This window comes from Streptomyces sp. NPDC050211, from assembly GCF_040656035.1.
In the GTDB taxonomy this organism is placed as follows: domain Bacteria; phylum Actinomycetota; class Actinomycetes; order Streptomycetales; family Streptomycetaceae; genus Streptomyces.
Window position 1 is genome coordinate 1 of record NZ_JBFALC010000102.1, and the last position, 23,172, is coordinate 23,172.

Consider the following 23,172-nt stretch of genomic DNA (forward strand, 5'->3'; position numbering starts at 1 on the left):
ACTTGTGCCGGCGGGGTGGGCCCCCCCCCCAACAACGGCCACCCCCCCGGCCCGGGGGGTGCGCGCCGCCCCCGTCCCCACGGTGCGGCGCGGACAGGTCACCGTCCAGTCATCCCATGGACGGCGGCCTGGGTCTCAGGTCAGGCCGAGTGACGGCAGCACGGCGGCCTCCACGAATCTCAACAGATACTCGGGGTCGGCGGATTCCCCCTCGAGTACCGGTCGTACGCGCTGGACGCCGAACATCTGCGCCGCGACATACGGCAGCGCGGGATGGTCGGCCGCGACCTCGCCCCGCTCGACCCCGCGCCGGAGGATCTCCTCCAGCGCGGCGACCTCCGGCTCGACGAGCGCCTCACGCAGCGCCTGCTGAAGCTCCTTGTCCTGCATGACGGCGTGCCCGAGCGCCTGCATGAGCGTGGTGGCGTCCTTCGTCGACCACTCGGCCGCGGCGCGCGCGACCTCGCGCAGGTCCTCGGCGAGTGATCCGGTGTCGATGCCGGCGAAGCGGACCTCGCGATTCGAGCGCAGCGCCGCCGCCACGAACTGGGGCTTGGTCTTCCACTGCCGGTAGAGCGTGGACTTGCTGCACCGGGTGCTGGCGGCGACGCCGTCCATGGTCACGGCGTCGTATCCGCAGCTGCGGATCTGTTCGAGCACGGCGTCGAAGAACTCCTGCTCACGCTCGGGCGTGAGTTTGGAGCGGCGCGAGGCGGCGACCGTCTCCGGTCCGTCCGCGGCCTGCGACGTCATGGACTCTCTCCTCGCTCGTCTGCGGCGGCGCCCCGAGGGGCCTGCACTCCAGTGTGGCGTACGTCTATCGATACGCCACTGTACCGGTACTCCGTCGTATCGGTACAGTGGCGTATCGAAACGGCCTAGTATCGGCACCGACGCGTATCGGTACATGGCCGTATCGGTGAGCCACCCGCTCCACCCACAGCACCACGTCAGCGAGAAAGGGCCGGGGGATGAATGCCCGCACCGAGCCTGCCGAAGCGGAGTCCGACGCGATAGCGCGGCCGCCGCTCGTCCGTGAGCTCCTGCTTGTCGCAGGGCTCTTCCTCGTCTACAAGCTCGGCCGCATGCTGGCGACGGGCCACACCGGCGAAGCCTTCCGCAACGCGCACCACGTGTGGGACCTGGAACGAGCGGTGCATCTCCCCGGCGAAGGTGCGGTGCAGTCCCTGCTGCTGCACGACGGCACGCTGGTGCACCTCGCGAACACCTACTACGCCACCATCCACTTCCCGGCCACCGCGGCCTTCCTGATCTGGCTGTATCTGCGGCGCCCCGCGCACTACGTCTGGGCCCGCCGGATCCTCGCCGCGGTCACCGCCGCCGCGCTGGTGGTGCACCTGGCCTTCCCGCTGGCCCCGCCGCGCATGCTGGCCGCGACCGGCCTGATGGACACCGCGCACGTGTACGGGCCGTCGGTCTACGGCTCACCGCAGACGGACACCCTGTCGAACCAGTTCGCGGCGATGCCGTCGCTGCACTTCGGGTGGGCACTGATGGTGGCGATCGGCCTGATCGTGGCGACCCGCTCGCGCTGGCGCTGGCTGTGGCTGCTGCATCCGATGCTGACGCTGCTGGTGATCGTGGGCACGGCCAACCACTACTGGCTCGACGCGATCGTGGCGGCGGCCATGCTCGGACTCGCCCTGGCCATGATTCATCTGCCGCACCGAACACGGACTACCGCCGGCCGCGGTCAGCAGGCGGCGCTCGCGCCTGCCGACGAGCACGTCCTCGTGGGGGCCGGACGATGAGCGGCGGCACGCTGGTCGCCATCGTCCTGTCCCTGTTCTCCGCCGTCGCCTACGCGTCCGCCGCCGTCGCCCAGGAACGGCTGGCCTCCCGTACGAAGGGGGCGAGCCTGCTGCGGCTGCTCGGCACCGGCGCCTGGTGGTCCTCGGTCGCGCTCAACGCGGCCGGCGCGGTCATGCACGTCGTGGCGCTGCGGTACGGCCCGCTGACCGTCGTACAGCCGCTGGGTGCGCTCACGTTGGTCGCCGCGGTTCCGATGGGGGCGCGGATGGCCGGGCGGCGGGTCAGCGCGGTGGAATGGCGGGGCACGGTGTTCACGCTCGTCGGGCTCGCCGCGATCCTCGTCGTGGCGGCATCCGGGTCCGAGCCCGGCCAGGTGCTGAGCATGCCGGAGGCGCTGGCGGTCGCGGGGGTCAGCGCGACGCTGATCGGCCTGCTGGGGCGGCCGGGCGACCGGTCGGGGCTGCGGCACGCCGCCGCGTCCGGCTTCGCCTCCGGGGTCGGGTCCGCGCTCACCCAGACCGTGACGGTCGCCGCCACGGACGGTACGGGCCCGCTGCTCAGTTGGCAGGTGATCGGGGTGGCGCTGCTGGTCGCGGTCTTCGCCGTCGGCGGGTTGCTGCTGTCGCAGTTCGCCTACCGGGGCGGCCTGGGTGCCCCGCTCGCCGTGGTGACGCTGGCCAACCCGGTGGCCGCCGCGGTGATCGGGCTGTCGCTGCTGGGCGAGGGGCTGCGGGGCGGCGCGCTCGGTGTGCTCGTCGCCCTGGCGGGAGCTGTGCTGGCGTCCTGGGGCGTGGTGCTGCTGACCCGGGTCACTCCCGAGAACCACCCGGTGGCCGCCGTACTGGCCCTGGAGCCCGAATCGGCGTCACTGGAACCGGTGTTGGTGTCGGCAGTCCCGGCGTCGGTGCCCCGGCAACCTGAACCGGGGCACCTGACACCGCTGTGAGCACGTGCGGGTACGTCAGCCCAGGCCGCGCTTGTCCTGCTTGAGTGCCGTGTCGACGGTCAGCGCCGTCGCGACCACGAGGCTCAGCAGGGGCTCGGGCAGCTGGTAGTGGACCTGGAGGACGTAGTTGTCCGCGGTCGTGAACATCGTCTTGGCGAGGCCTTCCCAGGTCTTGGTGATCCGGGCGACCTCGTTGTCGGCGTGGTCCACGATCGCGAAGTTCCAGGCCCGCCAGTTCTCCGCCTTGATGGCGCCGGCCTGCTGGCCGTTCACGATCATCGCGAAGTTGATCTTCCCGAAGACGTTCTGCTGGACGATCTCACCGACCGGCTGTCCGTCCGGACGGGTCACGATCACGCGGGACTTGATGAACTTGCGCGGCCGGGTCAGCAGCAGCACGGGCTGCCCGTAGGCGTCCCGGATCTCCAGCTTGTGCGTCATGTACTGATCCAGGCTGGCGACGAAGCGCAGCGCCTTCTTCAGCGCGCTCTGCCCGACCTGGACGACCGAGCCGATCTGGTTGCCGTGCTGGTCCATGACCTTGTACTCGTTGGTCAGCTCGATCAGCTTGGCCTTCTGGTTCACCACCAGGACCGGCTCGGTGAACAGGGTGCCGCCGCCGGAGCCGCCCCCGGCGACTCCGGCCTGCTGCTGCACCTGACGCTGGACCCGCGGATCCGGACCGGCCGGCTGCTGCTGCACCGGAACGGCCGGCTGCTGCGGCACCGGCCCGGCGTGCTGCGCCTGCTGGTCCGGCGCGGTGTGCTCGGTCCACTGCGCCCCGTCCCAGTAGCGGAGGGTCCGGGGCGCTCCGTGCGGATCGGCGTACCAGCCTGCAGGTGTGTTCGAATGCGTGGTCACCGGGGCACACTACCCCGAGCACACCAGCACCTGACCAGCCCCGGCCATCCCGTACGCATCAGGCTTTACCGCCCCATTGCAGTGACGGTCATTCCGTGATGACGGCCGGGTCGCTCACCCCGGGACGCCCGGTCTCGACCCGTCCGGCGAAGCGCCGCAGGAACGCGGAGTCGGCGGCGGACGTGACCGTCAGGTCGTACCACTGCCCGCTCGCCCCGAGGTCGAAGCTGTGCCGCACGGTGGCACCGCGCCGCACCACGAACCGCTTCGTCCGGCCGCTGTAGCCGTCGGCGACCTTCAGCTCCACCGTCGCGGAGCCCTTGTTGGTGAAGGTCAGCTCGAGGTCGTCGCCCCTGTGCCGGGCGGTGACCTCGGGTCCGGCGGTCTTGTTCGCGCCCTTGAAGGCGCGCACGAAACCGTTCGGGCCGTGCACCGTCAGTTCGTACGAGCCTCTGGAGTACGCCGAGTTCCAGGTGTCCGCGATCGACTTGCCCGCCTCCGTGGTGTACATCCACGGGCCGTCGGTGCGGTTGCCGGAGGTGACGTGGAAGGCGCCGCCCGCCTTGGCGCCCGTGGCGAAGGTGAGCGTGAACTTCCCGGCCGCGGTGTCGGCCGAACCGTCCACGTACGGGGCGTACTTGAGCGGCCGGGACCGGCGCAGACCGCGCTCCTGCTTGGGCAGGCGCGAGTCGGCGGGCGGGGTGGGCTTGTAGTCGGGGTGGCGCTCGCGGTCCGGCGGCTCGTAGCCGTCGGTGTCCGGCAGGCCGACGGGGCGCGGGTCCTTGCGGGAGAAGTCGAACGCGGAGGTGAGGTCGCCGCAGACGGCCCGGCGCCACGGCGAGATGTTGGGCTCGCGCACCCCGAACCGGCGCTCCATGAACTGCAGGATCGAGGTGTGGTCGAGGGTCTCGGAGCAGACGTAGCCGCCCTTGCTCCAGGGCGAGACGACCAGCATCGGCACACGCGGACCCAGGCCGTAGGGGCCGGCCACCCGGTTGGCGTCACCCTTGTAGAGGTCCGGCTCCACGTCCACCGTCGACTTGCCCTGCGCGGCGGACTTGGGCGGGAGCGGCGGTACGACGTGGTCGAAGAAGCCGTCGTTCTCGTCGTACGTGATGAACAGCGCCGTCTTCGCCCAGACCGCGGGGTTGGAGGTGAGCGCGTCCAGGACCTGGGCGATGTACCAGGCGCCGTAGTTCGAGGGCCAGTTGGAGTGCTCGGAGAAGGCCTCGGGGGCGGTGATCCAGGAGATCTGCGGCAGCTTGCCGGCCTTGACGTCGGCCTTCAGCTGGTCGAAGTAGCCGTCGCCGTTCTTCACGTCGGTGCCGGTGCGGGCCTTGTCGTACCAGGGGTCGCCGGGCTTGGCGTTGCGGTACTTGTTGAAGTACAGCAGGGAGTTGTCGCCGTAGTTGCCGCGGTAGGCGTCCTGAATCCAGCCCCAGGAACCGGCCGCGTCCAGGCCGTCGCCGATGTCCTGGTAGATCTTCCAGGAGATCCCGGCCTCTTCCAGGCGCTCGGGGTACGTGGTCCAGCCGTAGCCCAGCTCGTCGTTGCCGAGGACCGGCCCGCCGCCCGTGCCGTCGTTGCCGGTGTAACCCGTCCACATGTAGTAGCGGTTGGGGTCGGTCGAGCCGATGAACGAGCAGTGGAAGGCGTCGCAGATGGTGAACTTGTCGGCGAGCGCGTAGTGGAACGGGATGTCGTCGCGGGTCAGGTACGCCATGGTGGTGGAGCCCTTCGCGGGCACCCACTTGTCGTACTCGCCCTCGTTGTACGCGGCCTGGCCGTCGGGCCAGGAGTGCGGCAGGCCCTCCAGGAACTGCATGCCGAGGTCGTCGGCGTCCGGGTGGAAGGGCAGCAGGTCCTTGGTGCCGTCCGACTGGTACCAGATGGACTTGCCGTTCTGCTGGGTCACGGGCCGCGGGTCACCGAAGCCCCGGACGCCTCTGAGCGCACCGTAGTAGTGGTCGAAAGAACGGTTCTCCTGCATCAGGACGACGATGTGCTCGACATCCTCGATCGACCCCGTGCGGTGGTTCGCGGGGAGCGCGGCGGCGCGCTCGATGCTGCTCGACAGGGCGGCGAAGGCCGTGGTGGCGCCCGCCACTTGGAGGAATCGGCGCCGGTTGACTTCGGGCATGGGTGAGGGACCTCTCCCTTGGGGGTGTTCGACCCGTCGGATCAAGATGACGGAACGCGCGCGGAAGGAGTGTTCCAAGAGCACCAAACGTCAGGGAAGGGTCTGATGGCCCTCATGTGAAAGTCGTCGGTACGAGAGGTGCGGGAGCGGCGACCGACGGATGCTGGAGCCTGGGGTATGGCCAGGTGCCCTGCTGATCAGGAGGGACAGGAGTCGCTGGAGCCTTCGGTCTGCCAGGCGCCGGGGACCGTCACGGTCACGGTCGTCGGGGCGCTGTCGAATCGGGCGTAGGCGACTGTGCAGGTCAGCTGGGCAACGGCCGTTTCGGTCAACGGCCCGGTGCCCCGGGGCAGTTCGACCGTGACCTCGCCGCCGCCGCTGTCCGTGCGGACCGAAAGTGCGCCCGTCAGCGGCGGAAGCTGGGTGGTGATGCCCCTACGGCGTTCCCTGACGTCCGGCCCTTGGAACACCGTCGCCACGGCTGTCTCGACGTCGGCCGAGGGGAAGCCCAGGCGCCGGACGGGAACCAGGATGCCTTCGCTGACGAAGTAGGAGACCAGAGCCGGCCGGATGCCGGTGGCGGGCTCTCCGGTCTCCACCACGCCGGTCTCGGGGATGCCGCAGGAGGCGAGGAGAAGGGCGGTCGTGCAGAGCAGCGCGGGCCGGAGCGACCGGGGGGCGGGGCTCATGACTCCCCTTCCTTCAAGGACAGTTGCAGGGGCTGCTGCTGGGGGATCTCGACCGTGAACACGGCGCCGCCCTCCGCCCGGTTCGCCGCCCGGATCGTGCCGCCGTGCAGGTGGACGTTCTCGGCGGTGATCGAGAGGCCGAGGCCGCTGCCCTCCGTTCGGGTCCGGGCCGTGTCCGACTTGTAGAAGCGGTCGAAGACGTGGGGCAGAACGTCGGCGGGAATGCCCGGCCCACTGTCCAGCACCTCGATGACGGCCCACCCCGGTGCACCGGCCTCCGTCATCTCCCTTGCGTGCAGGCGCAGTTGGACGGGCCGGGCTCCGTGCCGGAGCGCATTGCCCACCAGGTTGGCGACCACCACGTCGAGGCGGCGCGGGTCGATCCGGCCGCGCAGTTCGCCGGCCTCGGGGAGCCGGGCATCCACCAGGTCCAGCCAGGCGCGGGCGGCGAGGGTGCGCCGTAGGGACTCGGCGAGATCGATGTCGTCCAACCGCAGATCCGCCGCGCCCGCGTCGAAGCGGGAGATCTCCATGAGGTCGTCCACCAGGCGGGCGAGCTTCACGGTCTCCTCGCTGATGAGCCGTACCGCGGTGGCGGTGTCCGGGTCGAGCCCGCCCGCGTCCTCGTCGAGGATGTCGGTGACGGCCGACATCGCGGCCAGCGGGGTGCGCAGCTCGTGTGACACGTCCGCGACGAAGCGGCGGGCGCGGGCCTCCATACGGCGCAGCTCCGACACGGACTCCTCCAACGCCGCGGCGGTCTCGTTGAAGGTGTGTGAGAGATCGGCGAGTTCGTCGGAGCCGTTGACGGCGAGCCGGGTGTCCAGATGGCCCTTAGCGATCCTGCGGGTGGCGCGGCGCAGTTCCCGCACCGGGCGCAGCACACCGCGGGCGGCCAGGAGGGCGAGGAGGACGGCCAGGCCGAGCGCCGGCACGACGGCGCGTCCGATGGCGGCGACCAGGGCATCGACGTAGCCCTGTTCGACGGTCTGCGGCACCGTGACGAAGACGACGACCCCGGACGCCGGGGACTCGCCGGATGTCTCCAGGGTGATGGGCATGCCGACGACGAGCGAGGAACGGCCGTCCGTCGACACCCGCTGGAAGACGGCGGCCCGGCGGGCGGCCACGGCAGCGCGCATGGCGGGGGTCAGTTCGGTGAAGCTGTCCTCGGGCGTGGAGGTGGCGCGCAGTTCCCGATACGTCACCAGAACACGCCAGTTCTGTGCCGGCTCGGCCCGGGCCACCTCTGCGGCGGCCCACTCCAGGTCGCCCTGGACGGGTGGGTAACCGATGCCCGGCGCAACGCCGTTGACGTGATGGCGGAGGCGCTTGATCACGGTGTCCTGGCCCTGCTGGAGCACTCCGACGCGGGCCTCACGGAAGGTCAGGGCGCCCGTGGTCAGGGTGGCCACGGCGGCGACCAGCACGAAGGCCACGAGCAGCCGGCCGCGCAGTCCGCGCAGCGGTGATTTCACCGGGACCGGAACCGGTAGCCGAAGCCGCGCACGGTCTCGATGTAGCGCGGCTGCCCCGCCGGCTCGCCCATCTTGGTGCGCAGCCGCTTGACGCAGGCGTCCACCAGCCGTGAGTCGCCGTGGTAACTGTGCTCCCAGACCGCCTCCAGCAGCTGCTGCCGGGAGAACACCTGGCCGGGCGAGGCCGACAGCGTCAGCAGGAGCCGTAGTTCGGAGGGAGCGAGGACGACCGGCTCCCCCTGCCGTGTGACGGTCAACCCGGCCCGGTCGATGGCCAGTTCACCGTGGGCGCCGTGGGTCTCTATCTTCGGTATGCCGCCGTCGGCGGGTGTGCCGCCGACCCGGCGCAGGACGGCGCGGATACGGGCGTCCAGGACGCGTGCCTGCACCGGTTTCACGACGTAGTCGTCCGCTCCGGCTTCGAGCCCGACCACGATGTCCGTGTCGTCGCCGCGGGCGGTCGCCATGATGATCGGCACCTGGTCCTCGGCGCGGATCCGGCGGCACACCTCCAGACCGCTCAGCCCGGGCAGCATCAGATCGAGCACGACGACATCCGGCCGGAAGGACCGCAGCCGGGCCAGCCCGTCCTCTCCGGTGGCGGCGCCGCTGACGTCGTGCTGCTGACGGCGCAGCGCGAGCACGACGCCCTCCCGTACGGCGCGGTCGTCTTCGATGAGCAGGACACGTGGCATGCGCCCAGTATCCGTACGGATCAAGGGGGTTGAGGGCGGGTACGAGGTCCGGCCGGGAACTGTTACGGGACGATCACATAGCCCGGCCGAAGATCGACCGTTATGGCTTCGTTACCATTCGGGCCACGTCTCATCACATCGCGTACACAGCCTTGACGGCCATGACCAGGACCACGCATCGTGCGACGCCTTCGACCCCACGGTCCCGGCGCCGTCGCCGCAACGGCCCCGCACACTCCGACGGGCGCGGCTGGAAAGGAAAAGGGCCCCTGCTGGGCGGCCTCGCCGCGATCGCCGTACTGGCCTCGGTCACCGCTCTGGCCATGCACCGGACACCGCCGGAGACCTCCGCGACCGACTCCCGCGACGCACCCGTCGCCCCCACCCGGCCGCCTTCTCCCCCGCCGGCACCGGACCGGTCCACGAAGCCGAGCAGCGCGGAGGACGACGAGCGGACCGACAGCAAGCCCAGCGGCATGGGCGACCCGTCCCCGGACGCCTCCTCCTCGGCCGCCATCCCGCCTTCGGGCCCCGGCACATTCACCACCGCCGCCGGCGAGAGCGACACGGTGGGCAAGGGCAGCCGGGTGCTGCGCTACGAGGTCGTCGTCGAGGACGGCCTCACCCAGTCGCCCGCCGAGGTCGCCCGGCAGGTGGAGGGCATACTCGCCGACCCGCGCGGCTGGACCGCCGACGGCGAGTCCGCGTTCCGCCGCATCTCCAGTGGCACGCCCGACTTCGTCATACGGCTCGCCACGCCGAGCACGGTCGACAAGATCTGCGGCCGCTACGGCCTGGACACCGGCGGCGAGGTCAACTGCAGCGTCGGCAAGGACGTCGTGGCCAACCTCAAGCGGTGGCTGCTGGCGACCCCGGTGTACGCCGACGACGTGGACGCCTACCGGGCACTGATCATCAACCACGAGGTCGGCCACTTCCTCGGCCACGGTCATGTCACCTGCCCGGGCGCCGGAAAGCCTGCCCCGGCGATGATGCAGCAGATCAAGGGCATGCTCGGCTGCACACCCAACGTCTGGCCGTACGACGCGAAGGGCCGCCTCATCACCGGACCGGCCGTGCCCTGACCGGCTGGCGGGGCGAGGGCGTCCACGGTCGTCGACGCCCTTGACTCCCGCACCGCGTTCTGTCACCGGATGTCGTAGGTGTGCTCGATGCCCTCGCGCTTGGTGTAGACGTCCCAGTAGAGCTCGGCGATGGTGTCGGCACGAAGGCCCGCAGGGCGGCCGAGGCGACGGCGAGGTTGCCGTACTCCGGCGGCCCGGCGAGTACCTCCATCGAGGACCCGCCGGTGGTGAACAGCAGCGTGCCGGCGCCGCGTTCAAGCATCTCGGGGAGCACCTGGGAGGCGTTACCTACGTCCAGGGGAACCGCGTCGCGGTCTTCGCCCGGGGCACGCAGGAGATCTCGGCGCAGTGGAGCGGCTTCTACCGTGACTGCGCGGCGGAGTCGTTGTGCCGTTCCCTGACAGGCCACCCGTAGGCGTCGTTCCCCGAGGGCCTCGACTCGTGACTGCACGCCGACGTCGAGCGAGGAGTACGCCCAGTACGCGGCGACGGGCCGGCCCCGGGCCGTCAGCCGGCGCGGCGAGCCTGGTTGCCGGGTGATTCTCCGTACTGCCGCCGGAACGCACGGGCGAAGGTGCCGGGGTCGGTGAAGCCGCTGGCCAGGGCGGCGTGACGAATCGTCGAACCGCCCGCGAGGAGACCCGCGGCGAACTCGAGGCGGACGCCCCGGATTTCGGCGGCCGGGGAGATGCCGGCCTCGGCGAAGAGCGCCTGCAACGAGCGCACGGACAAGTGGAACTCGCGCCCCAGCACGGCAACGGTGAAGTCAGGGTCGTGGAACTCCTCGCGCACACGCCTGAGCATGGCCTCCCGCACCGATCGACGCGACGGTACGCCGGCGATGTCCACGGCGTGGCGCAGCGCCCGGCCCTGCTCGGCGGGCCCGCGTCGGTTCGCGACGAGCCGATCGGAGGCCTCGGCGAACGAGAGGAGGCGCCGGCCCGAGGATCCCAACGCGCGCGTGGTCCAGGTGACCGGCAAGGCCCGGCCGCCGCGGGTGAGGAACCACTCCGGCTCACCGGCCTCGTGCGAGCCGGCACGGTCGAGGATCGGGCAGGCGTGGGGTGGGTAGTCGGATCCGCCGGGGCGGCGGCGGTGCAACGTGTCATGGCTCGACTCGTCGATCACCTCCGCGGCCGAGCGGTAGCCGAGCAGCGCGAGCGCCGCGGGGTTGGCGAACGCGACGGCCCCATCGGCGCCGATGACCCACAACGGCACCGGCGTCGCGGCCACCATCTCGGCGAACACGCCCGGCCCCACGGATCCGCCCACGGCCTCGTTCGCTCTGTCATCCATGCCGCACCTCACCGCCTCACGACGCAGCGAGGTTAGGAACGGTGTCGTACCGCTGCGCTTCACGTCGGTTTCGCGGTCGTAACGGACGACTCACGCTGCGCAAAATGCCGCGCACCCTGCCTGTTTGGCCCTTCTGGCAGGCAACTCAGGTCAGTTGTGACGGGCCGATCAGCGGTCAACGGCGACCGGACAGTCCCGCATCCCGAGGAGAACGAGCATGAGTCACCGCCCTGCGGCGGTTCACGGGCGAGCGTCTGCGCACCGACGGACTGCCGATCGACCTGTCCGAGAACACCTCGAAGGGCAAGGCGTTCTGGCTGGAGGCGACGTAGGCACGGGGCGCACCCAGCGCGAGGGAACCGGCCAGGCGCTCCCCCGCAGGAGTGATCCACCGAGCAGCGTCACTCCGCAGCCCCTGCCACGTAGATGGGCCGGCGGGCGACCGCGCCGTCACGGATCTTGGTTCTGTCGGACAGGAGTTGGCGTCCGACCGTCCGCCGCCCTCGGCAACGGCATCGAGGCGGCATACAGCGTTCCGCTGCCGGGAATGCCACCGCCGACCAGGGCGGACGGCAGGGCGTCGGAGACAGTGCCGGACAGGGACGGGGACGGGGACGGGGACGGGGACCACCGTGCTCGTAGCGACAGCGGGTGACCGCCGACGCCGAAACCGGCCGCGAGCTGGGCATAGGTGTGTCCGCACCGTGCCGGGAGCCGACGCCATCGGGTACCGAGCTCACGTCGCCGGGCAGCCAGCAGGCGGGACAGGAACCGAAGGGGCGAGCTGGGCAGAGCCAGCCCCGATGGGTAGACAGGCACATGAAGCTCCAGGCGGACAGGTTGCTCTTGGTCGACAACCCATCTACCAGGAGCTTCAGCTCTTCCCACACTCGGCCCCCGCACCAACTCACGCCACCGCCAGCCAGGTTGGCAAAGGCTCACTGGCTCTTCTTCAGCGGAGAGCTCAAGGAGCCGTTGTCCAGCGACATCGCGCGGTGAACTTCTGTAATCGGTTGCAGACCTTCGGGATGGAGTGTCTGATCCCGGCTATGACGATTGTGCTGGGTACGCCGACTGTCGACGGGGTATGCGAGGCCATGGCCGCGCTGCGGGAGTGGCAGTACGACGAAGCGCCGATGCAGTTGCATTCCGGGGACATCGGGTGGAACTACCGGTTCGGAACGGCCGAGACGGCCGCGGTGGTCCGGACCTGGAGTCGGGACGGGCGGATTCTCGCGGTCGGGTTGCTCGACTCGCCGACGCTGGTGCGGATGACGGTCGCTCCGGACGCTTTCCAGGATGAGGACTTGGCGCGGCGGCTTGTCGAGGACTTCTCGCTGCCTGAGCGCGGCGTGCTGCCGGAAGGAGCGGTGTCCATCGAGGCGCCGCTGGGCCTGCTGCTCCACGACCTGCTGAGCAAGGAGGGCTGGGGCGTCGACGAGCCGTGGACGCCGCTCTTCCGCGACCTCACCGAGCCGGTGGAGGACCCCGGCGTGCGGATCAAGTCGATCGGCCCGGAGCAGGCGCAGGACTTCGCCGACGTCCTGCGGTCGGCGTTCAACACCTCGCGGCCTACGCGCGAGTACTGGCACGCGATGTCGGCGGGACCGTTCTACGCCGACGCCCGCTGCCTGGGCGCCTATGACGACCAGGGCAGCGTGGCGGCGGTGGTGACGGTGTGGTCGGCCGGCCCGGGGAAGCCGGGGCTGGTCGAGCCGATGGGCGTCCACGAGGACCACCGCGGTCGCGGCTACGGTCGGGCGATCACCGTGGCCGGGGCGGCCGCGCTGCGGGAGATGGGCTCGTCGAGCGTACGTGTATGCACGCCGAGTTCCAACGTCGGCGGCGTCGCCACGTACAAGGCGGCCGGGTTCGAGGTGCGGCCGGAGGTGCGGGACCGGATCCGGACGGCCTGACGCCGGGGCTGCTCGGTAAGGCGGCAGTCTGGGGCGTAGATCGTCTGGCAGGTGCGGGTTTCCGGTTTCTCATCCGCCGTCGCGGGTTGCGCTCGTACGCTCCGGCGCATGGTGGACCCCGAGGTGCATGAGCGGATCACCGCGCGCCGCGCGGAGCTGGATGAACTCGAAGAGCAGCTGCTCAAGCAACTGTCCGAGGTGCGGGCCGAGCGGGACGAGCTGGCCGTGGCGGTGCGGGTGTGGCAGCGGATGAGCGAGCAGCTCGCTGACGAGCGGGCAACGGCCGGGTCGCCGGTGGTACAGGTGGCGGGTCGGGCAGTGCGGCTGGTCCCGGACGGGGCGTCAGGGGTGGCCGAGTCCGCGCTGCCGACGGACTACCAGCGCATCCTGGCCGCCGTGCGGCCGGCCGGCGGGCCGGTCGCCACCCGGGCCGTCGGTGAGGCGTTGGGTCTGGACACCGGGGAGCGGGGCAAGCTGGAGCCGCTGCGCGGGAAGTTGACCAAGCTGGCCGATCGCGGCTGACTGCACAAGCGTGGTGACGGCAAGTTCACCGTGCGCCCGTAGTCGCCGGACTCGAAGAGCGGGTGGGCGCCCGGCGCCCAGCGCTCGGTCCGCCACAGCGGCTCCGCGGTGCGAATAGTCCTGATGGTCCGGGCAGGTGAACGCGGATGGGAGGCGCTACACGACCGAACGCTCAACTCCCGCTCCGGACACAGCAATCAGCGCCAATCCACCTCATGGTGTTAGCCGCTGTTATGTCGCGGCTATTGAGGCTGCTTTTTCACATGAATACGTGACCCCGGAGTCCCGGCGCGCAGATGTGAACTGTGGGCGCACACAGGCGAATTCGAAGCGCGTATGTGATGCGTGCGCCCCTAAGGGCTGTCCTACCTCACGCGCAGGTATGGCTGTAAAGGCTGAGCCGCTTGACCACCGATCGTGAACTCGCCTCACCTCTCGACCAGTTCAGCGCCCTTCGGGCGGGAACGCCACGAATTCTCACTCGGACGAGGGGTTTGGTGATCTCGTACGATCTACCGGACTTACGCTTCCTCCCCTTTGTCTCGCAGTGTGGTGCTTCACAGGCAATGCCGGTGTCCGGTTATGGCGGCCCCTGGCCACATCTTCGCGGACTCCGCAGAGCCACGCATCCGAGAAGGGAGGCTCGTGATGCCACAGCAGCACCACGAGGACCAGTCCACCGACCGCAGCAGCCGGTCGTCCCAAGAACGGGACCCCGGCGCACTCCTGCAAGCGGCCACATATCTCGTGGCCGGCCTGGCCGACCTCGCCCTGGATCAGCTGCGCCACGGCACCGGCCGGGCACAGCAGGTGCTGGGCCGGGCAGATCTGGGCAGCCTCGTCGAGGAAGGCATGCGTGACCTGTGCGCCCGCGGCCGACTCGCCACCCAGCGGATCGCCCAGCGGTCCCCCGACAACTACCTGGAGGACTTGGCACAGCGGGCGAGCACGCGCGACACCGCCACCCCTCACAGCGACCGCACCAGCGAGAACAGTGTCTGACGGCAGCCGCGTCAAGGAGCGCGTGGACGCGTACCTGGAGCGTCTCATCGCCGACGAGGAGGCACGGCTGCTGGGGCTCAGCGGCGAGCTGGCGCCGCTGGTGAGCCAGCTACGCAGCGCTGTGGGGTGCGGCAAGCGCCTACGCGCCACGTTCTTGTACTGGGGCTGGCGGGCCGCCGGGCAGCCGGACTGCGAGGACGTGCTCCAGGCCGCCGCGGCCATGGAACTGGTGCATGCCGCGGCCGTCACTCACGACGACATCATCGACAACAGCAGGACCCGGCACGGCCGGCCCACCGCCCACGTCGCCTTTGCCTCCAGCGGCGCTCCGGCCCCGTCGCGGGCCCCGGCGGACTGGGATGCCTCCAGCCAGGGCCCGGGCTCACCGCACGGCCGGCCGGCGGCACTCGCCATGCTCCTGGGCGACCTGCTGATGGGATACGCAGGCCATGTCTTCACAACCTGCGGCCTGCCCGGCGCCTATCTGGCGAGGACGGTGCCGCTCTGGTCGGAGTTGCTGCGCGAGACCGTGGCCGGGGAGTTCCTCGAGGTGCTGCGCACGGGCAGCACGGCTCGCTGCGTCGCCGAGTCACTGGAGGTGGCGCGTTACAAGACCGCGAAGTACACCGTGGAGCGGCCCCTGCACCTGGGCGCCACACTCGGCGGGGCGCGCGAGGATGTGCTGCGTGCGTTCACCGCGTACGGGCTGGCTCTCGGCGAGGCGTTCCAACTCCGCGACGACGTGCTGGGCACCTTCGGGGACCCGGCGCTCACCGGCAAGTCCGTCCTGGACGACGTGCGCGGCGCCAAACCCACCGCGCTGCTGGCCATCGCCACAGCCCGGGCCTTGGGCCCCGACAAGCGGCTGCTCGACAAACTCGTCGGCGATCCTGACCTGGACGAGGCCGGCGGCGAGCGGCTGCGCGAGGTCATGGAGCGCTGCGGGGCCCGGCAGGAGATCGAAGCCATGATCACGGACCGCATCGCGGCCGCACGCGCCGCTCTCGACCTGGCACCGATGCCGCCGACGGCGCGCGGCGCCCTCGACGACCTCGCGGGCACAGCGACCGACCGCGCGCTGTGATGAGGCGTGCCCTGTCTGCCCTGCCCTGCCCTCCCGCGTCGCGCCGTAGCCGTGAGCGCGAGTGACGCACGCATGAGAAAGGACCAACCCATCAGCATGACCCCGCCGAACACACAGCCCACCGAGGCTCCCGGCATTCGATCCCAGCCCTCTGCCCCCGCAGCCGACTCCGCCGCCCCCTCCCCCCGGTACACCCACGCCGCCCTCGACGCTCTGCGTTCCCAAGGTGATCCGCTCGCCGACGAGACGGTCGCGGCGATGTTCGCGGCCGGCGACGTCGGCGACGTGAACACGCTGATGCGGTTCTTCACCACGGCGGACCAGAAGTTGCCGCCGGGCATGCCGTCCTCAGCGGCCGACTACCTGGAAGCCACGCGGATGCCACCGGACTGGGTGGACTGGGATGTCATGGAGCGCGCCCGCGTGTTCTTCATCGACAACGCCGCCCACATCAACACCGGCCTGTCCTTCATGTCCATGCCCGCCACCTACGCGATCCCGCGGGTCGCCAGGCTCCTGGCGTCCACACACTCCATGGACTACCCCTCGCGCCGCATGGCGGAGACCGGGCAGTTCGTGACGTATCTGATGCAGCCCAACGCCTTCGAGGCGGGTAGCAAGTTCCTCCCGGCAGCGCAGAAGGTGCGGCTCCTGCACGCCGCCGTCCGCCACCACCTGCGTGCCTCGGACCGCTGGGACGAAGAGCGGGACGGAGTGCCGCTGTGCCAGGAGGACATGCTCGGCGGGCAGATCGCCTTCTCCCTGCTGGTCCTGGACGCCATGGACCGGATGGGCGTGCACATGAGCCAAGAAGGCGCCGAGGCGTACCACTACGCCTGGCGTGTCATCGGGGCCATGCTCGGCTGCAACACGGAGGCGGCCCCCCGTGACCTCACCGAGGCCCGCGCCTACGGTGACCTGTATGCGCTCCGCAACCTCGGCCCCAGCGACGCCGGCGTACGGCTCAACGCCCAGCTGATGCGCATGTACGAGGACGTAGTGCCGGGCACGCTCCTCGACCCGATCGTCCCGGCCACCATCCGCTACCTCGTCGGCCCCACCATCGCCGAGTGGCTCGAGATCCCGCGCAGCCCCTTCGACACCGTGGCCCAGGCCGTGCCTGTGCTGCTCGGACTGCTGGAGACCGTCGAGGACAGCAGCCCGCTGGCCGAGTGGGCGCTGGACAAGGCCGGGCACCTGCTGACCCGCTTCGAACTCGGCGCGCTCACCCGCGGCCGCGTCATGCAGTACGCCATCCCAGAGGAGCTGAAATCCGAGTACGGCGTCCGCTCCCACGCCGCCCGCAACCAGCGTTGGACACCGCCGCCCCCGACCTCGGTCGGCTGAGCAGCTGCCTCTGGGGACGATGCGCCAATGCCGCAACATCGTCGGCGCCGGCAAGCCGGGTGGCCATCCGGCGCCGGTACCGCGGGGTCCGGGAACACGGGCTGGCAGCACAGGTACGCGAGGACCAGCGTCGTTGGGCGGGGAAGGCGGTGTGTTCGTCGAAGCGTGTTCGGTTGCGCAGACAGAAGTAGAGCTGGCCGAGCAACCGGGCAGCCTGGGGGGGGAACGGTCGCCGCGATCACGCGCTCAGTATTAACGGCCCAGTGCCAGAACTCCCGCCCCGTGTCCAGGAGTTTGACCCTGGAGGCGGATCCGCTCGGCGAGCTTCGCAAGGCGTGGGTCGGTGGGTCCGAGGTTTATCTGGAAATGGGCCTCATACGGCTGGCGGAAGGTTCCGCCCCACCGCACCACGCCGTCGCACTCTGTGAGTATGTCGGCGATGATGGCGCGCTGTTGAGGGAACATGCCACCTGTCGCCCCGGGCGGGTAGGCGCCGGGACGGATCGCCAGGGCGGTGCCGGAGGCGTGATTGGTCGTGGGGCCCTTGAGCGCCCGTCCTGGGGTGCGATAGCCGATGACCTCGTCCTGGACGAGAGTGTCGATCTCGTAGTGGTAGCGGCGTATGACATGAATGAGGATCGTCGATACGTCTCCGAGGCGCAGCGCGACGCGGACGGTACTGCCGGCGACGGCCTGGGTCCAGATGGAGCCACCGATGTCGGCGCCCTTCTCGACGGGCCAGCCGTTGGCACTGTTCTCTCCGGTTCTCAGGCGGGCGTCGAGCCGGCGTCTTGCCGCTTTCGCGGAGGCGTCTGCCGACGATGGCGTGGGAGCATGCGCGGCCAGGGCCTCGGGGGTGGCCGAGAAGCCGAGGCCTGCCGCGGCCACGAGGCCGGCGCCGGCGCTCACCACGGACCGCCGGGACAGCGATCCACCATGGTTGGACATGATGTGGTGCCCTTTCGTCGAGCGGATCTGGGTGGTGGACGGGAAGGGCCCGGTCATGCGCGCAGCGGCGCGTTGTACTTCTCGAAGACCCGGTACAGCCCGAGCATCGCCTGCCCGTAGTTGTCCGACGCGGGAGGCTCTCCGTTGTAGCGGCCCATGATGCGCCTGCTGTCGTCCTCGCTGATGTTCAGCCCGGGGCGGGGCAGGCCGATGGTGCCGGCGCCCCAGAGCAGCACGCCGGGAATGGTCTGGACGTTGTAGATGTCGTCCGCGTGCAGCTTCTGCCAGACGGCCCAGATGTCGGCGCCCTTCCCCGGGTCCAGGACGGTCCCGGAGATGATGCCCTGGTTGATGGCGTAGTTCCTGCCCTCGATGGCGGTACGCGCCTGGATCTGGGCCAGACCTGTGCTGCAGTCGTCGCGCAAGGCCCAGATACCGGCCGTGTACCACATCACGACCGCGTCGTCGGCGACAGGATCGCCGAGGTTGTACTTGCGCATCTCCCACAGCAGCGGGCACTGGATGAGGGCCTTGCGAATCCTGTAGTGGCGCGACAGCTGGGTGGTCAGCCAGTCGAGGTCGATCAGAGTGTCGACGCACTGGGTGGTCGTGCGGACGGTTCCGTCGTTGCCGTCAGGGCCGCCCTTGTCCGGCACCCCGAGGACGTCACCGGTCCCATGCCCTGATCACATCAAGCACTGCCCTGGCACCGCATGTGTTCAGCTTGTTCCTTACGCTCCAGTGTCGAAATAGGCCTCGAACTGGACGCCCACCTGGGCATTCGCCTAACACTGAGAGGGCCTTCGCCTGATCATGTGCTCTGACCAGGGTGCACGTGACCACGACGAAGGCCGTGAGGATGAGTCTGCTGCCGGAAGCTGATCGAGAGGAAGCGTCACGCTTCCGCGACGACGTGTTCGACTGCCTGACCTCGCGCGGAGACGAGCTGTTCGAACTGACCGATGCGTTGCTGTGCGCGGACGGTCCGGTGATGGCGCCGGTAGACCTGACACTGGTGGCCGAGCACCGGCGCGGGCACGGCGCCATGTACGACGCGCTGAACAGCGGGAACATTGACCTGCCCAGGCTGCGGCAGGTACTGGCCGGACTGCCCATGCCGCAGGCCGCCGACGGACGCCTGGTCCTCGCGGTCGACATGAGCCACTGGCTCCGTCCCGACGCGCCAACCAGCCCGGACCGTCTCTTCTGTCACGTCTACGGCCGTGGCGGCCGGGCCTCGGACCAGTTCGTGCCCGGCTGGCCGTACTCGTTCGTCGCCCTGCTCGTGAGCGAGGCGTGCAACATCGGCATGACCCCGGTCATCAACCCGAACTACGAGGCGCTCACCCGCGCCCAGCTGGTCCACGTCGACCAGTACTACCTGCGCGGCGACACCATCGCCGCGACGAACGCCGCGCTGATCGAGGCCCAGGCCCGGGTGCCGATCGTGCAGTTCTGGGGCAAGGGCCTGCTCGCCTCCGTCGACGGCCTGCGCTTCGTCGTCCCCGTCCGCACCATCAACGACGGCCCGAGCCCCAAGTACTTCGCGAAGAAGAAGGGCATCACCTGGCTGAACGCCATTAACGACCAGGTGATCGGCATCGGGCAGATGGTGGTGCCCGGCACCCCGCGCGACTCCCTGTTCATCCTGGACGCCCTGCTCAATCTGGATGGCGGGGTGAAGCCGGAGATGGTCGCCACCGACAACGCCTCCTACTCCGACATGGTGTTCGGCATCTTCAAGATGCTCGGCTACCGCTTCTCCCCGCGCTTCAAAGACCTCGAAGACCAGCGGTTCTGGAAGGCCCAGATGCCCGGCGCCGAGACGGCGGGCGGGTACGGGCCGCTAGAGGCGCTGGCCCGCAACAAGGTCAACGTGAAGCAGGTGCTCACCGCCTGGCCGGACATGCTGCGGGTGGCCGGCTCCCTGGTCACCAACCAGGTACGCGCCTACGACCTGCTGCGGATGTTCGGCCGCGAGGGCCACCCCACACCGCTCGTGCAGGCGTTCGCCGAGTACGGGCGCATCGCCAAGACCCTGCACCTGCTCGCCGCGAGGAGGCAGTTGCATGGGGCCGAGTCCTGCCCTTCGACGCCCGCACTGATCGAGATGTGCGACCTGCTCCAGGGACACGTCAGCGAGATCCGCGCACTCCTGGTGGCCTTGGGAATGACGGACGAGGACCTTCAGACGCTGCTGAGCGGCGCCACCGAGTAGGGGGTCCGGGTAGGAACGGATCAGGGAACCGGTGTTGCTGACAGAAGTTGATAGGCGCTGGTCCGGCCCCCAGAGACGACATCGCCCGGGAACGCTGAAGCGCTCCGGGCAATGTGCGTGAGCGGCAGCGACAACGTTACCGGGAGAGCCGCAGGTCCCAGCCGTCGCCGGTGCGGTTCAGGGTGGGGGTGTAGGCGGCGGGGCGGGCCAGTCGGCTTCCCGTGGGTGAGATTGCCGGGCGACCTGACCATCAGCGGCAGCGTGGGAGTGGAGTGAACCTGCTGGTCATGGGCAGATCTATCACCCGCGGGCGAGGCGGTTCAGGAAGCGAGGACCAAGGTGGCGTTATGGCCGCCGAAGCCGAAAGAGTTGCTCAGGGCCGCCAGTGGTCCTTGAGGAAGTTGGCGCGGTGATCCGGTCACTATGTCCAAGCCGATTGCGTCGTCGGTCTCTTCTGCGTTGAGGGTCGGGGGCACGACGCGGTGGTAGAGGGCCAGCAGGGTGGTGATCGCCTCGACGGGGCCGGAGCCGCTCTGCAGGTGTCCGATCATGGACTTGGGAGCCGAGACGGCGATCTGGTCGGTGTGGGCGCCGCACACACGATGTAGGGCGCGGGCTTCGGCGAGGTCTCCGGCCGGTGTGGAGGTGGCGTGGGCGTTGACATGGGCGATGTCGGTGACCGACAGGCCGGCGTCGGCGAGCGCCCGGGTGATGGCTTTGGCCGCACCGAGTCCCTCGGGCTGCGGCTGGGCGATGCGGTGCCCGTCGACAGACATTCCGATACCGAGGATCCGGCCGTAGACCCGGGCACCGCGGGCGCGGGCATGGGCCTGCGACTCAAGGATCACGATGCCCGCGCCCTCGCCGAGCAGGAAACCGTCCCGGCTCTTGGCGAAAGGGCGGGAGGCACCCTGCGGGTCGTCGTTACGTCGGGAAAGGGCACGCATGGCGGCGAACCCGCCCAGGCCGAACGGGTGGATCGGCGCCTCGGCGCCGCCGGCGATCACGACGTCGGCCCGGCCCAAGCGAATCATGTCCGCCGCCAGCCCGATGGCCTCGGCCCCCGAGGCACAGGCGCTCACCGGCGCATGGGCACTGCCTTGGGCGCCGTACTGGATGGCTATCTGCGCCGCCGAGCTGTTGGGCAGCAGGGAGGGCACCGCGTAGGGCGACATGTGCTTCCAGCCCTTGGTCTGGAGCGTCTGATGCGCAGCGAGCATGGTCTGTAGGCCGATGGTGGAGGAGACCGCGACCGAGAGCCGCTCGGTGTCCAGCTCCGTAGCGGTATCGAGGCCGGCGTCCGCCCAGGCTTCGTGTACGGCCATCGGCGCCAGCTGCGTGACGCGGTCCATCCGGCGCGCCTGAGCGGGCGGGAGGGCTGCCGCGGGGTTCACGGCCGCGGGTGCGGCGATCCGCACCGGCATCTCATGGGCCCACGGTTCGTTCAAAACCCGGGCTCCTGACCGGCCTTCCAGCATGCCCTGCCAGCTGGAGGTGACGTTGGCGCCCAGGGGCGTGACCGCTCCGAGTCCGGTGACCACGACATCCGATGCTCCGGCGGAAGCTTTCTCTACCACGATCCTCCTCATTCAGTTATCTGTTTGACCAAAAGGGTAAAGCTACCTGAACGTCGCAAAATGGTGGCTGTCAGGTGGAATTGGGTCGCAGTCGACTTCCGCGTCGTAGAGGTGCGGGCCCAGCAGGGTAGCCAGAGTGTGCAACGTGGCCTCCAGCTCCAGTTGTTCGATGGCTCCCGGGCGGTAAAACCGTCACCGCCCGCCTTGCGCCAGCGGGGGCTGGCTATGGCGACGCGTTTTGGGACCACCGAGGCGCCTCGAATCGGCCCCAATCTGTGAAGATCGCCGCCAGCGAAGACGGTTTGAAAACAGTCCTACTTGGCCCTCCGAGCCGGTCACGGGCGGGGCCGATGCAGGTCGCCTCGGAGCGGGCTTCACATTTCGGGGCCTGCTGGAATCGCCTCGGTGGGGTCGGAAGAAGTCGCCCTAGCCAACCCCTCCACCAGCGAGGAGTCCAAGACCACATCGGGTGACCCAGGCCAGATCGACACCGACGTTATGGCCTGGGTCACCCAACGCTGACGAATTCCGCACAGCCCCTAGACGCAGGCGCCGGAGAACCGATTGTCGACGATCCGATACAACGGAAAATTCATGGCGGAGTAGGTGTCGGGGCCGTACTCGCCGTCTACGTGGATTCGGTGCTGCGTCTGAACAGCGCGTACCGCCGCCTTGGTGGCGTCCCCGTAGATGCCATCGGGCACAAGATTAGGGATGTGGTTGTAGCAGAAGTTGATCGCCGCCTGAAGCGCTCTGACTTCGTCGCCTCGGGTTCCGTAGGCCATCCAGCAGGTGTAGAGGCCGCTGGTGTGCGCAGGCAGGTAGAGATACCGCCCGCTGGGGGTGTCTAGGGTCGTGATCCTGCCCCAGTTGCACTCGGGGGTGGTGGCGGCAGAGGCAGGGCTCGCGGTCAAACCAACCAGCAGCGTCGAGATCACGCCGGTGATGGCACTGATGGCGCCGACCTTGAAACGGTTTCTGTTCACGGTTCTCCAGTTCGTAGGTAACTGACAGGGGCGAGCGTGGCGTGCATTTGTCGTGTACATGAACTTACGGATCTTCGGTGGAAGATTCGAAGCCGAGTGCACCGACACACCCGCCCACACCTGCGTTCCGCTGTCAGCCCCGTACGGCGGGCACAGTAGCCCGGCTCGGCCGCTGAGTGTGCCGGTCGTTTGACCCACAAGGGAACGGCCGCCGCGAACACCGGAGTACGGGCAAGGCGGCGGACCAGACCGCCTCTGGTTTACAGCCGCGACCTTGTTGAGCTCGACTGCCGCTACCGCTGGGACCACGAGAAGTCGCCCTACGGGTCCGTCAGATCCTTGGCTCCCAGCGAAGGCGCGGGTCACCGCGGAGTGCGGAGAGTTGGGTGCTGGGGTTGTGGGTTCGACAACTTTGCGACGTCATCGCGCAGCTTCTCCACGATCTGCTCGTACCGCTGGACGCTGGCGTTGCCGATCTTCTTCGTACTGGGCACCGTGCCCCCCTGCTGGCTAGCCTCGCGCTTTCACGAGGTGGGCTGTCCAAGCGCTGATCAGAAACACGGAAAGTGCCCTTGACCTGCAACGATAGGACTTGCTGAGGGTCCTGTT

At 69.5% G+C, this 23,172-nt stretch carries 20 protein-coding genes and 3 pseudogenes; 10 read left to right on the forward strand and 13 right to left on the reverse strand.

Annotated features, from left to right (window positions below; all coding sequences use genetic code 11):
• Positions 1-135: 135 nt before the first annotated feature.
• Complete coding sequence (locus AB0I98_RS46485; RefSeq protein ID WP_362952142.1) at positions 136-753, reverse strand: TetR/AcrR family transcriptional regulator C-terminal ligand-binding domain-containing protein; 618 nt, start codon at positions 751-753, stop codon at positions 136-138.
• Between the two features lie 218 nt (positions 754-971).
• Here AB0I98_RS46485 and AB0I98_RS46490 point away from each other — a divergent pair, with 218 nt between their 5' ends.
• Together AB0I98_RS46490 and AB0I98_RS46495 are read left to right on the forward strand one after the other, a co-directional pair.
• Positions 972-1,772, forward strand: a complete 801-nt coding sequence (locus tag AB0I98_RS46490; RefSeq protein WP_362952143.1) for a phosphatase PAP2 family protein — start codon at positions 972-974, stop codon at positions 1,770-1,772.
• Positions 1,769-2,719 (forward strand): hypothetical protein, encoded by a 951-nt coding sequence (locus AB0I98_RS46495; protein WP_362952144.1) that lies wholly within the window; start codon positions 1,769-1,771, stop codon positions 2,717-2,719. The genes AB0I98_RS46490 and AB0I98_RS46495 overlap by 4 nt, the downstream gene beginning before the upstream one ends.
• 15 nt (positions 2,720-2,734) lie before the next feature.
• On the opposite strand, the gene AB0I98_RS46500 is transcribed toward AB0I98_RS46495, so the two are convergent.
• From AB0I98_RS46500 to AB0I98_RS46520, 5 genes are all read right to left on the reverse strand, one after another.
• Positions 2,735-3,580: a phospholipid scramblase-related protein gene (locus tag AB0I98_RS46500; RefSeq protein ID WP_362952145.1), complete on the reverse strand. Its 846-nt coding sequence runs from the start codon at positions 3,578-3,580 to the stop codon at positions 2,735-2,737.
• An 88-nt stretch (positions 3,581-3,668) separates the two neighbouring features.
• Positions 3,669-5,720: a phosphocholine-specific phospholipase C gene (locus AB0I98_RS46505; protein WP_362952146.1), complete on the reverse strand. Its 2,052-nt coding sequence runs from the start codon at positions 5,718-5,720 to the stop codon at positions 3,669-3,671.
• A 197-nt stretch (positions 5,721-5,917) separates the two neighbouring features.
• Entirely contained in the window at positions 5,918-6,409 is a 492-nt protein-coding gene (locus AB0I98_RS46510; protein ID WP_362952147.1) for a hypothetical protein, read from the reverse strand.
• The gene (locus AB0I98_RS46515) at positions 6,406-7,887 is read right to left on the reverse strand and encodes a HAMP domain-containing sensor histidine kinase (RefSeq protein ID WP_362952148.1); all 1,482 of its coding nucleotides are present in this window, start codon (positions 7,885-7,887) and stop codon (positions 6,406-6,408) included. The genes AB0I98_RS46510 and AB0I98_RS46515 overlap by 4 nt, the downstream gene beginning before the upstream one ends.
• Positions 7,884-8,582: a response regulator transcription factor gene (locus AB0I98_RS46520; RefSeq protein WP_362952149.1), complete on the reverse strand. Its 699-nt coding sequence runs from the start codon at positions 8,580-8,582 to the stop codon at positions 7,884-7,886. The genes AB0I98_RS46515 and AB0I98_RS46520 overlap by 4 nt, the downstream gene beginning before the upstream one ends.
• Positions 8,583-8,743: 161 nt before the next feature.
• On the opposite strand from AB0I98_RS46520, the gene AB0I98_RS46525 reads away from it, so the two are divergent.
• Entirely contained in the window at positions 8,744-9,667 is a 924-nt protein-coding gene (locus AB0I98_RS46525) for a DUF3152 domain-containing protein (protein ID WP_362952150.1), read from the forward strand.
• Between the two features lie 507 nt (positions 9,668-10,174).
• Here AB0I98_RS46525 and AB0I98_RS46530 read toward each other — a convergent pair.
• Together AB0I98_RS46530 and AB0I98_RS46535 are read right to left on the reverse strand one after the other, a co-directional pair.
• Positions 10,175-10,963 (reverse strand): helix-turn-helix domain-containing protein, encoded by a 789-nt coding sequence (locus AB0I98_RS46530; protein WP_362952151.1) that lies wholly within the window; start codon positions 10,961-10,963, stop codon positions 10,175-10,177.
• A 657-nt stretch (positions 10,964-11,620) separates the two neighbouring features.
• A pseudogene (locus AB0I98_RS46535) lies at positions 11,621-11,782 on the reverse strand (IS5/IS1182 family transposase); the annotation flags it as partial.
• 230 nt (positions 11,783-12,012) lie between these two features.
• On the opposite strand from AB0I98_RS46535, the gene AB0I98_RS46540 reads away from it, so the two are divergent.
• The 5 genes from AB0I98_RS46540 (at position 12,013) to AB0I98_RS46560 (ending at position 16,834) form a co-directional block, all read left to right on the forward strand.
• Complete coding sequence (locus AB0I98_RS46540) at positions 12,013-12,879, forward strand: GNAT family N-acetyltransferase (RefSeq protein WP_362952152.1); 867 nt, start codon at positions 12,013-12,015, stop codon at positions 12,877-12,879.
• A gap of 108 nt (positions 12,880-12,987) precedes the next feature.
• A complete protein-coding gene (locus AB0I98_RS46545; protein WP_362952153.1) occupies positions 12,988-13,401 on the forward strand; it encodes a hypothetical protein in 414 nt (137 codons plus the stop codon).
• Positions 13,402-14,049: 648 nt separating this feature from the next.
• Positions 14,050-14,403, forward strand: a complete 354-nt coding sequence (locus AB0I98_RS46550; protein ID WP_362952154.1) for a polyprenyl synthetase — start codon at positions 14,050-14,052, stop codon at positions 14,401-14,403.
• A gap of 22 nt (positions 14,404-14,425) precedes the next feature.
• Positions 14,426-15,487, forward strand: coding sequence for a polyprenyl synthetase family protein (locus AB0I98_RS46555; RefSeq protein ID WP_362952155.1), 1,062 nt, complete (start codon positions 14,426-14,428; stop codon positions 15,485-15,487).
• Between the two features lie 96 nt (positions 15,488-15,583).
• A complete protein-coding gene (locus AB0I98_RS46560; protein WP_362952156.1) occupies positions 15,584-16,834 on the forward strand; it encodes an oxygenase MpaB family protein in 1,251 nt (416 codons plus the stop codon).
• A gap of 252 nt (positions 16,835-17,086) precedes the next feature.
• Here AB0I98_RS46560 and AB0I98_RS46565 read toward each other — a convergent pair whose 3' ends face one another.
• On the reverse strand, positions 17,087-17,839 hold the full coding sequence (locus AB0I98_RS46565; protein ID WP_362952157.1) for a hypothetical protein: 753 nt from the start codon (positions 17,837-17,839) through the stop codon (positions 17,087-17,089).
• Positions 17,836-18,438: a hypothetical protein gene (locus tag AB0I98_RS46570; RefSeq protein ID WP_362952158.1), complete on the reverse strand. Its 603-nt coding sequence runs from the start codon at positions 18,436-18,438 to the stop codon at positions 17,836-17,838. The genes AB0I98_RS46565 and AB0I98_RS46570 overlap by 4 nt, the downstream gene beginning before the upstream one ends.
• A gap of 203 nt (positions 18,439-18,641) precedes the next feature.
• Between AB0I98_RS46570 and AB0I98_RS46575 the strand changes: the two are divergent.
• Positions 18,642-19,061, forward strand: a pseudogene (locus AB0I98_RS46575) (transposase); the annotation flags it as partial.
• Positions 19,059-19,835: pseudogene (locus AB0I98_RS46580) on the forward strand (Tn3 family transposase); the annotation flags it as partial. The pseudogenes AB0I98_RS46575 and AB0I98_RS46580, both read left to right, overlap by 3 nt.
• A 485-nt stretch (positions 19,836-20,320) precedes the next feature.
• On the opposite strand, the gene AB0I98_RS46585 reads toward AB0I98_RS46580, so the two are convergent.
• From AB0I98_RS46585 to AB0I98_RS46595, 3 genes are all read right to left on the reverse strand, one after another.
• Positions 20,321-21,577: a beta-ketoacyl-[acyl-carrier-protein] synthase family protein gene (locus tag AB0I98_RS46585; protein ID WP_362952159.1), complete on the reverse strand. Its 1,257-nt coding sequence runs from the start codon at positions 21,575-21,577 to the stop codon at positions 20,321-20,323.
• Positions 21,578-22,116: 539 nt separating this feature from the next.
• Entirely contained in the window at positions 22,117-22,563 is a 447-nt protein-coding gene (locus tag AB0I98_RS46590) for a peptidoglycan-binding domain-containing protein (RefSeq protein WP_362952160.1), read from the reverse strand.
• Between the two features lie 362 nt (positions 22,564-22,925).
• A complete protein-coding gene (locus tag AB0I98_RS46595; RefSeq protein ID WP_362952161.1) occupies positions 22,926-23,057 on the reverse strand; it encodes a hypothetical protein in 132 nt (43 codons plus the stop codon).
• Between the last annotated feature and the right edge of the window lie 115 nt (positions 23,058-23,172).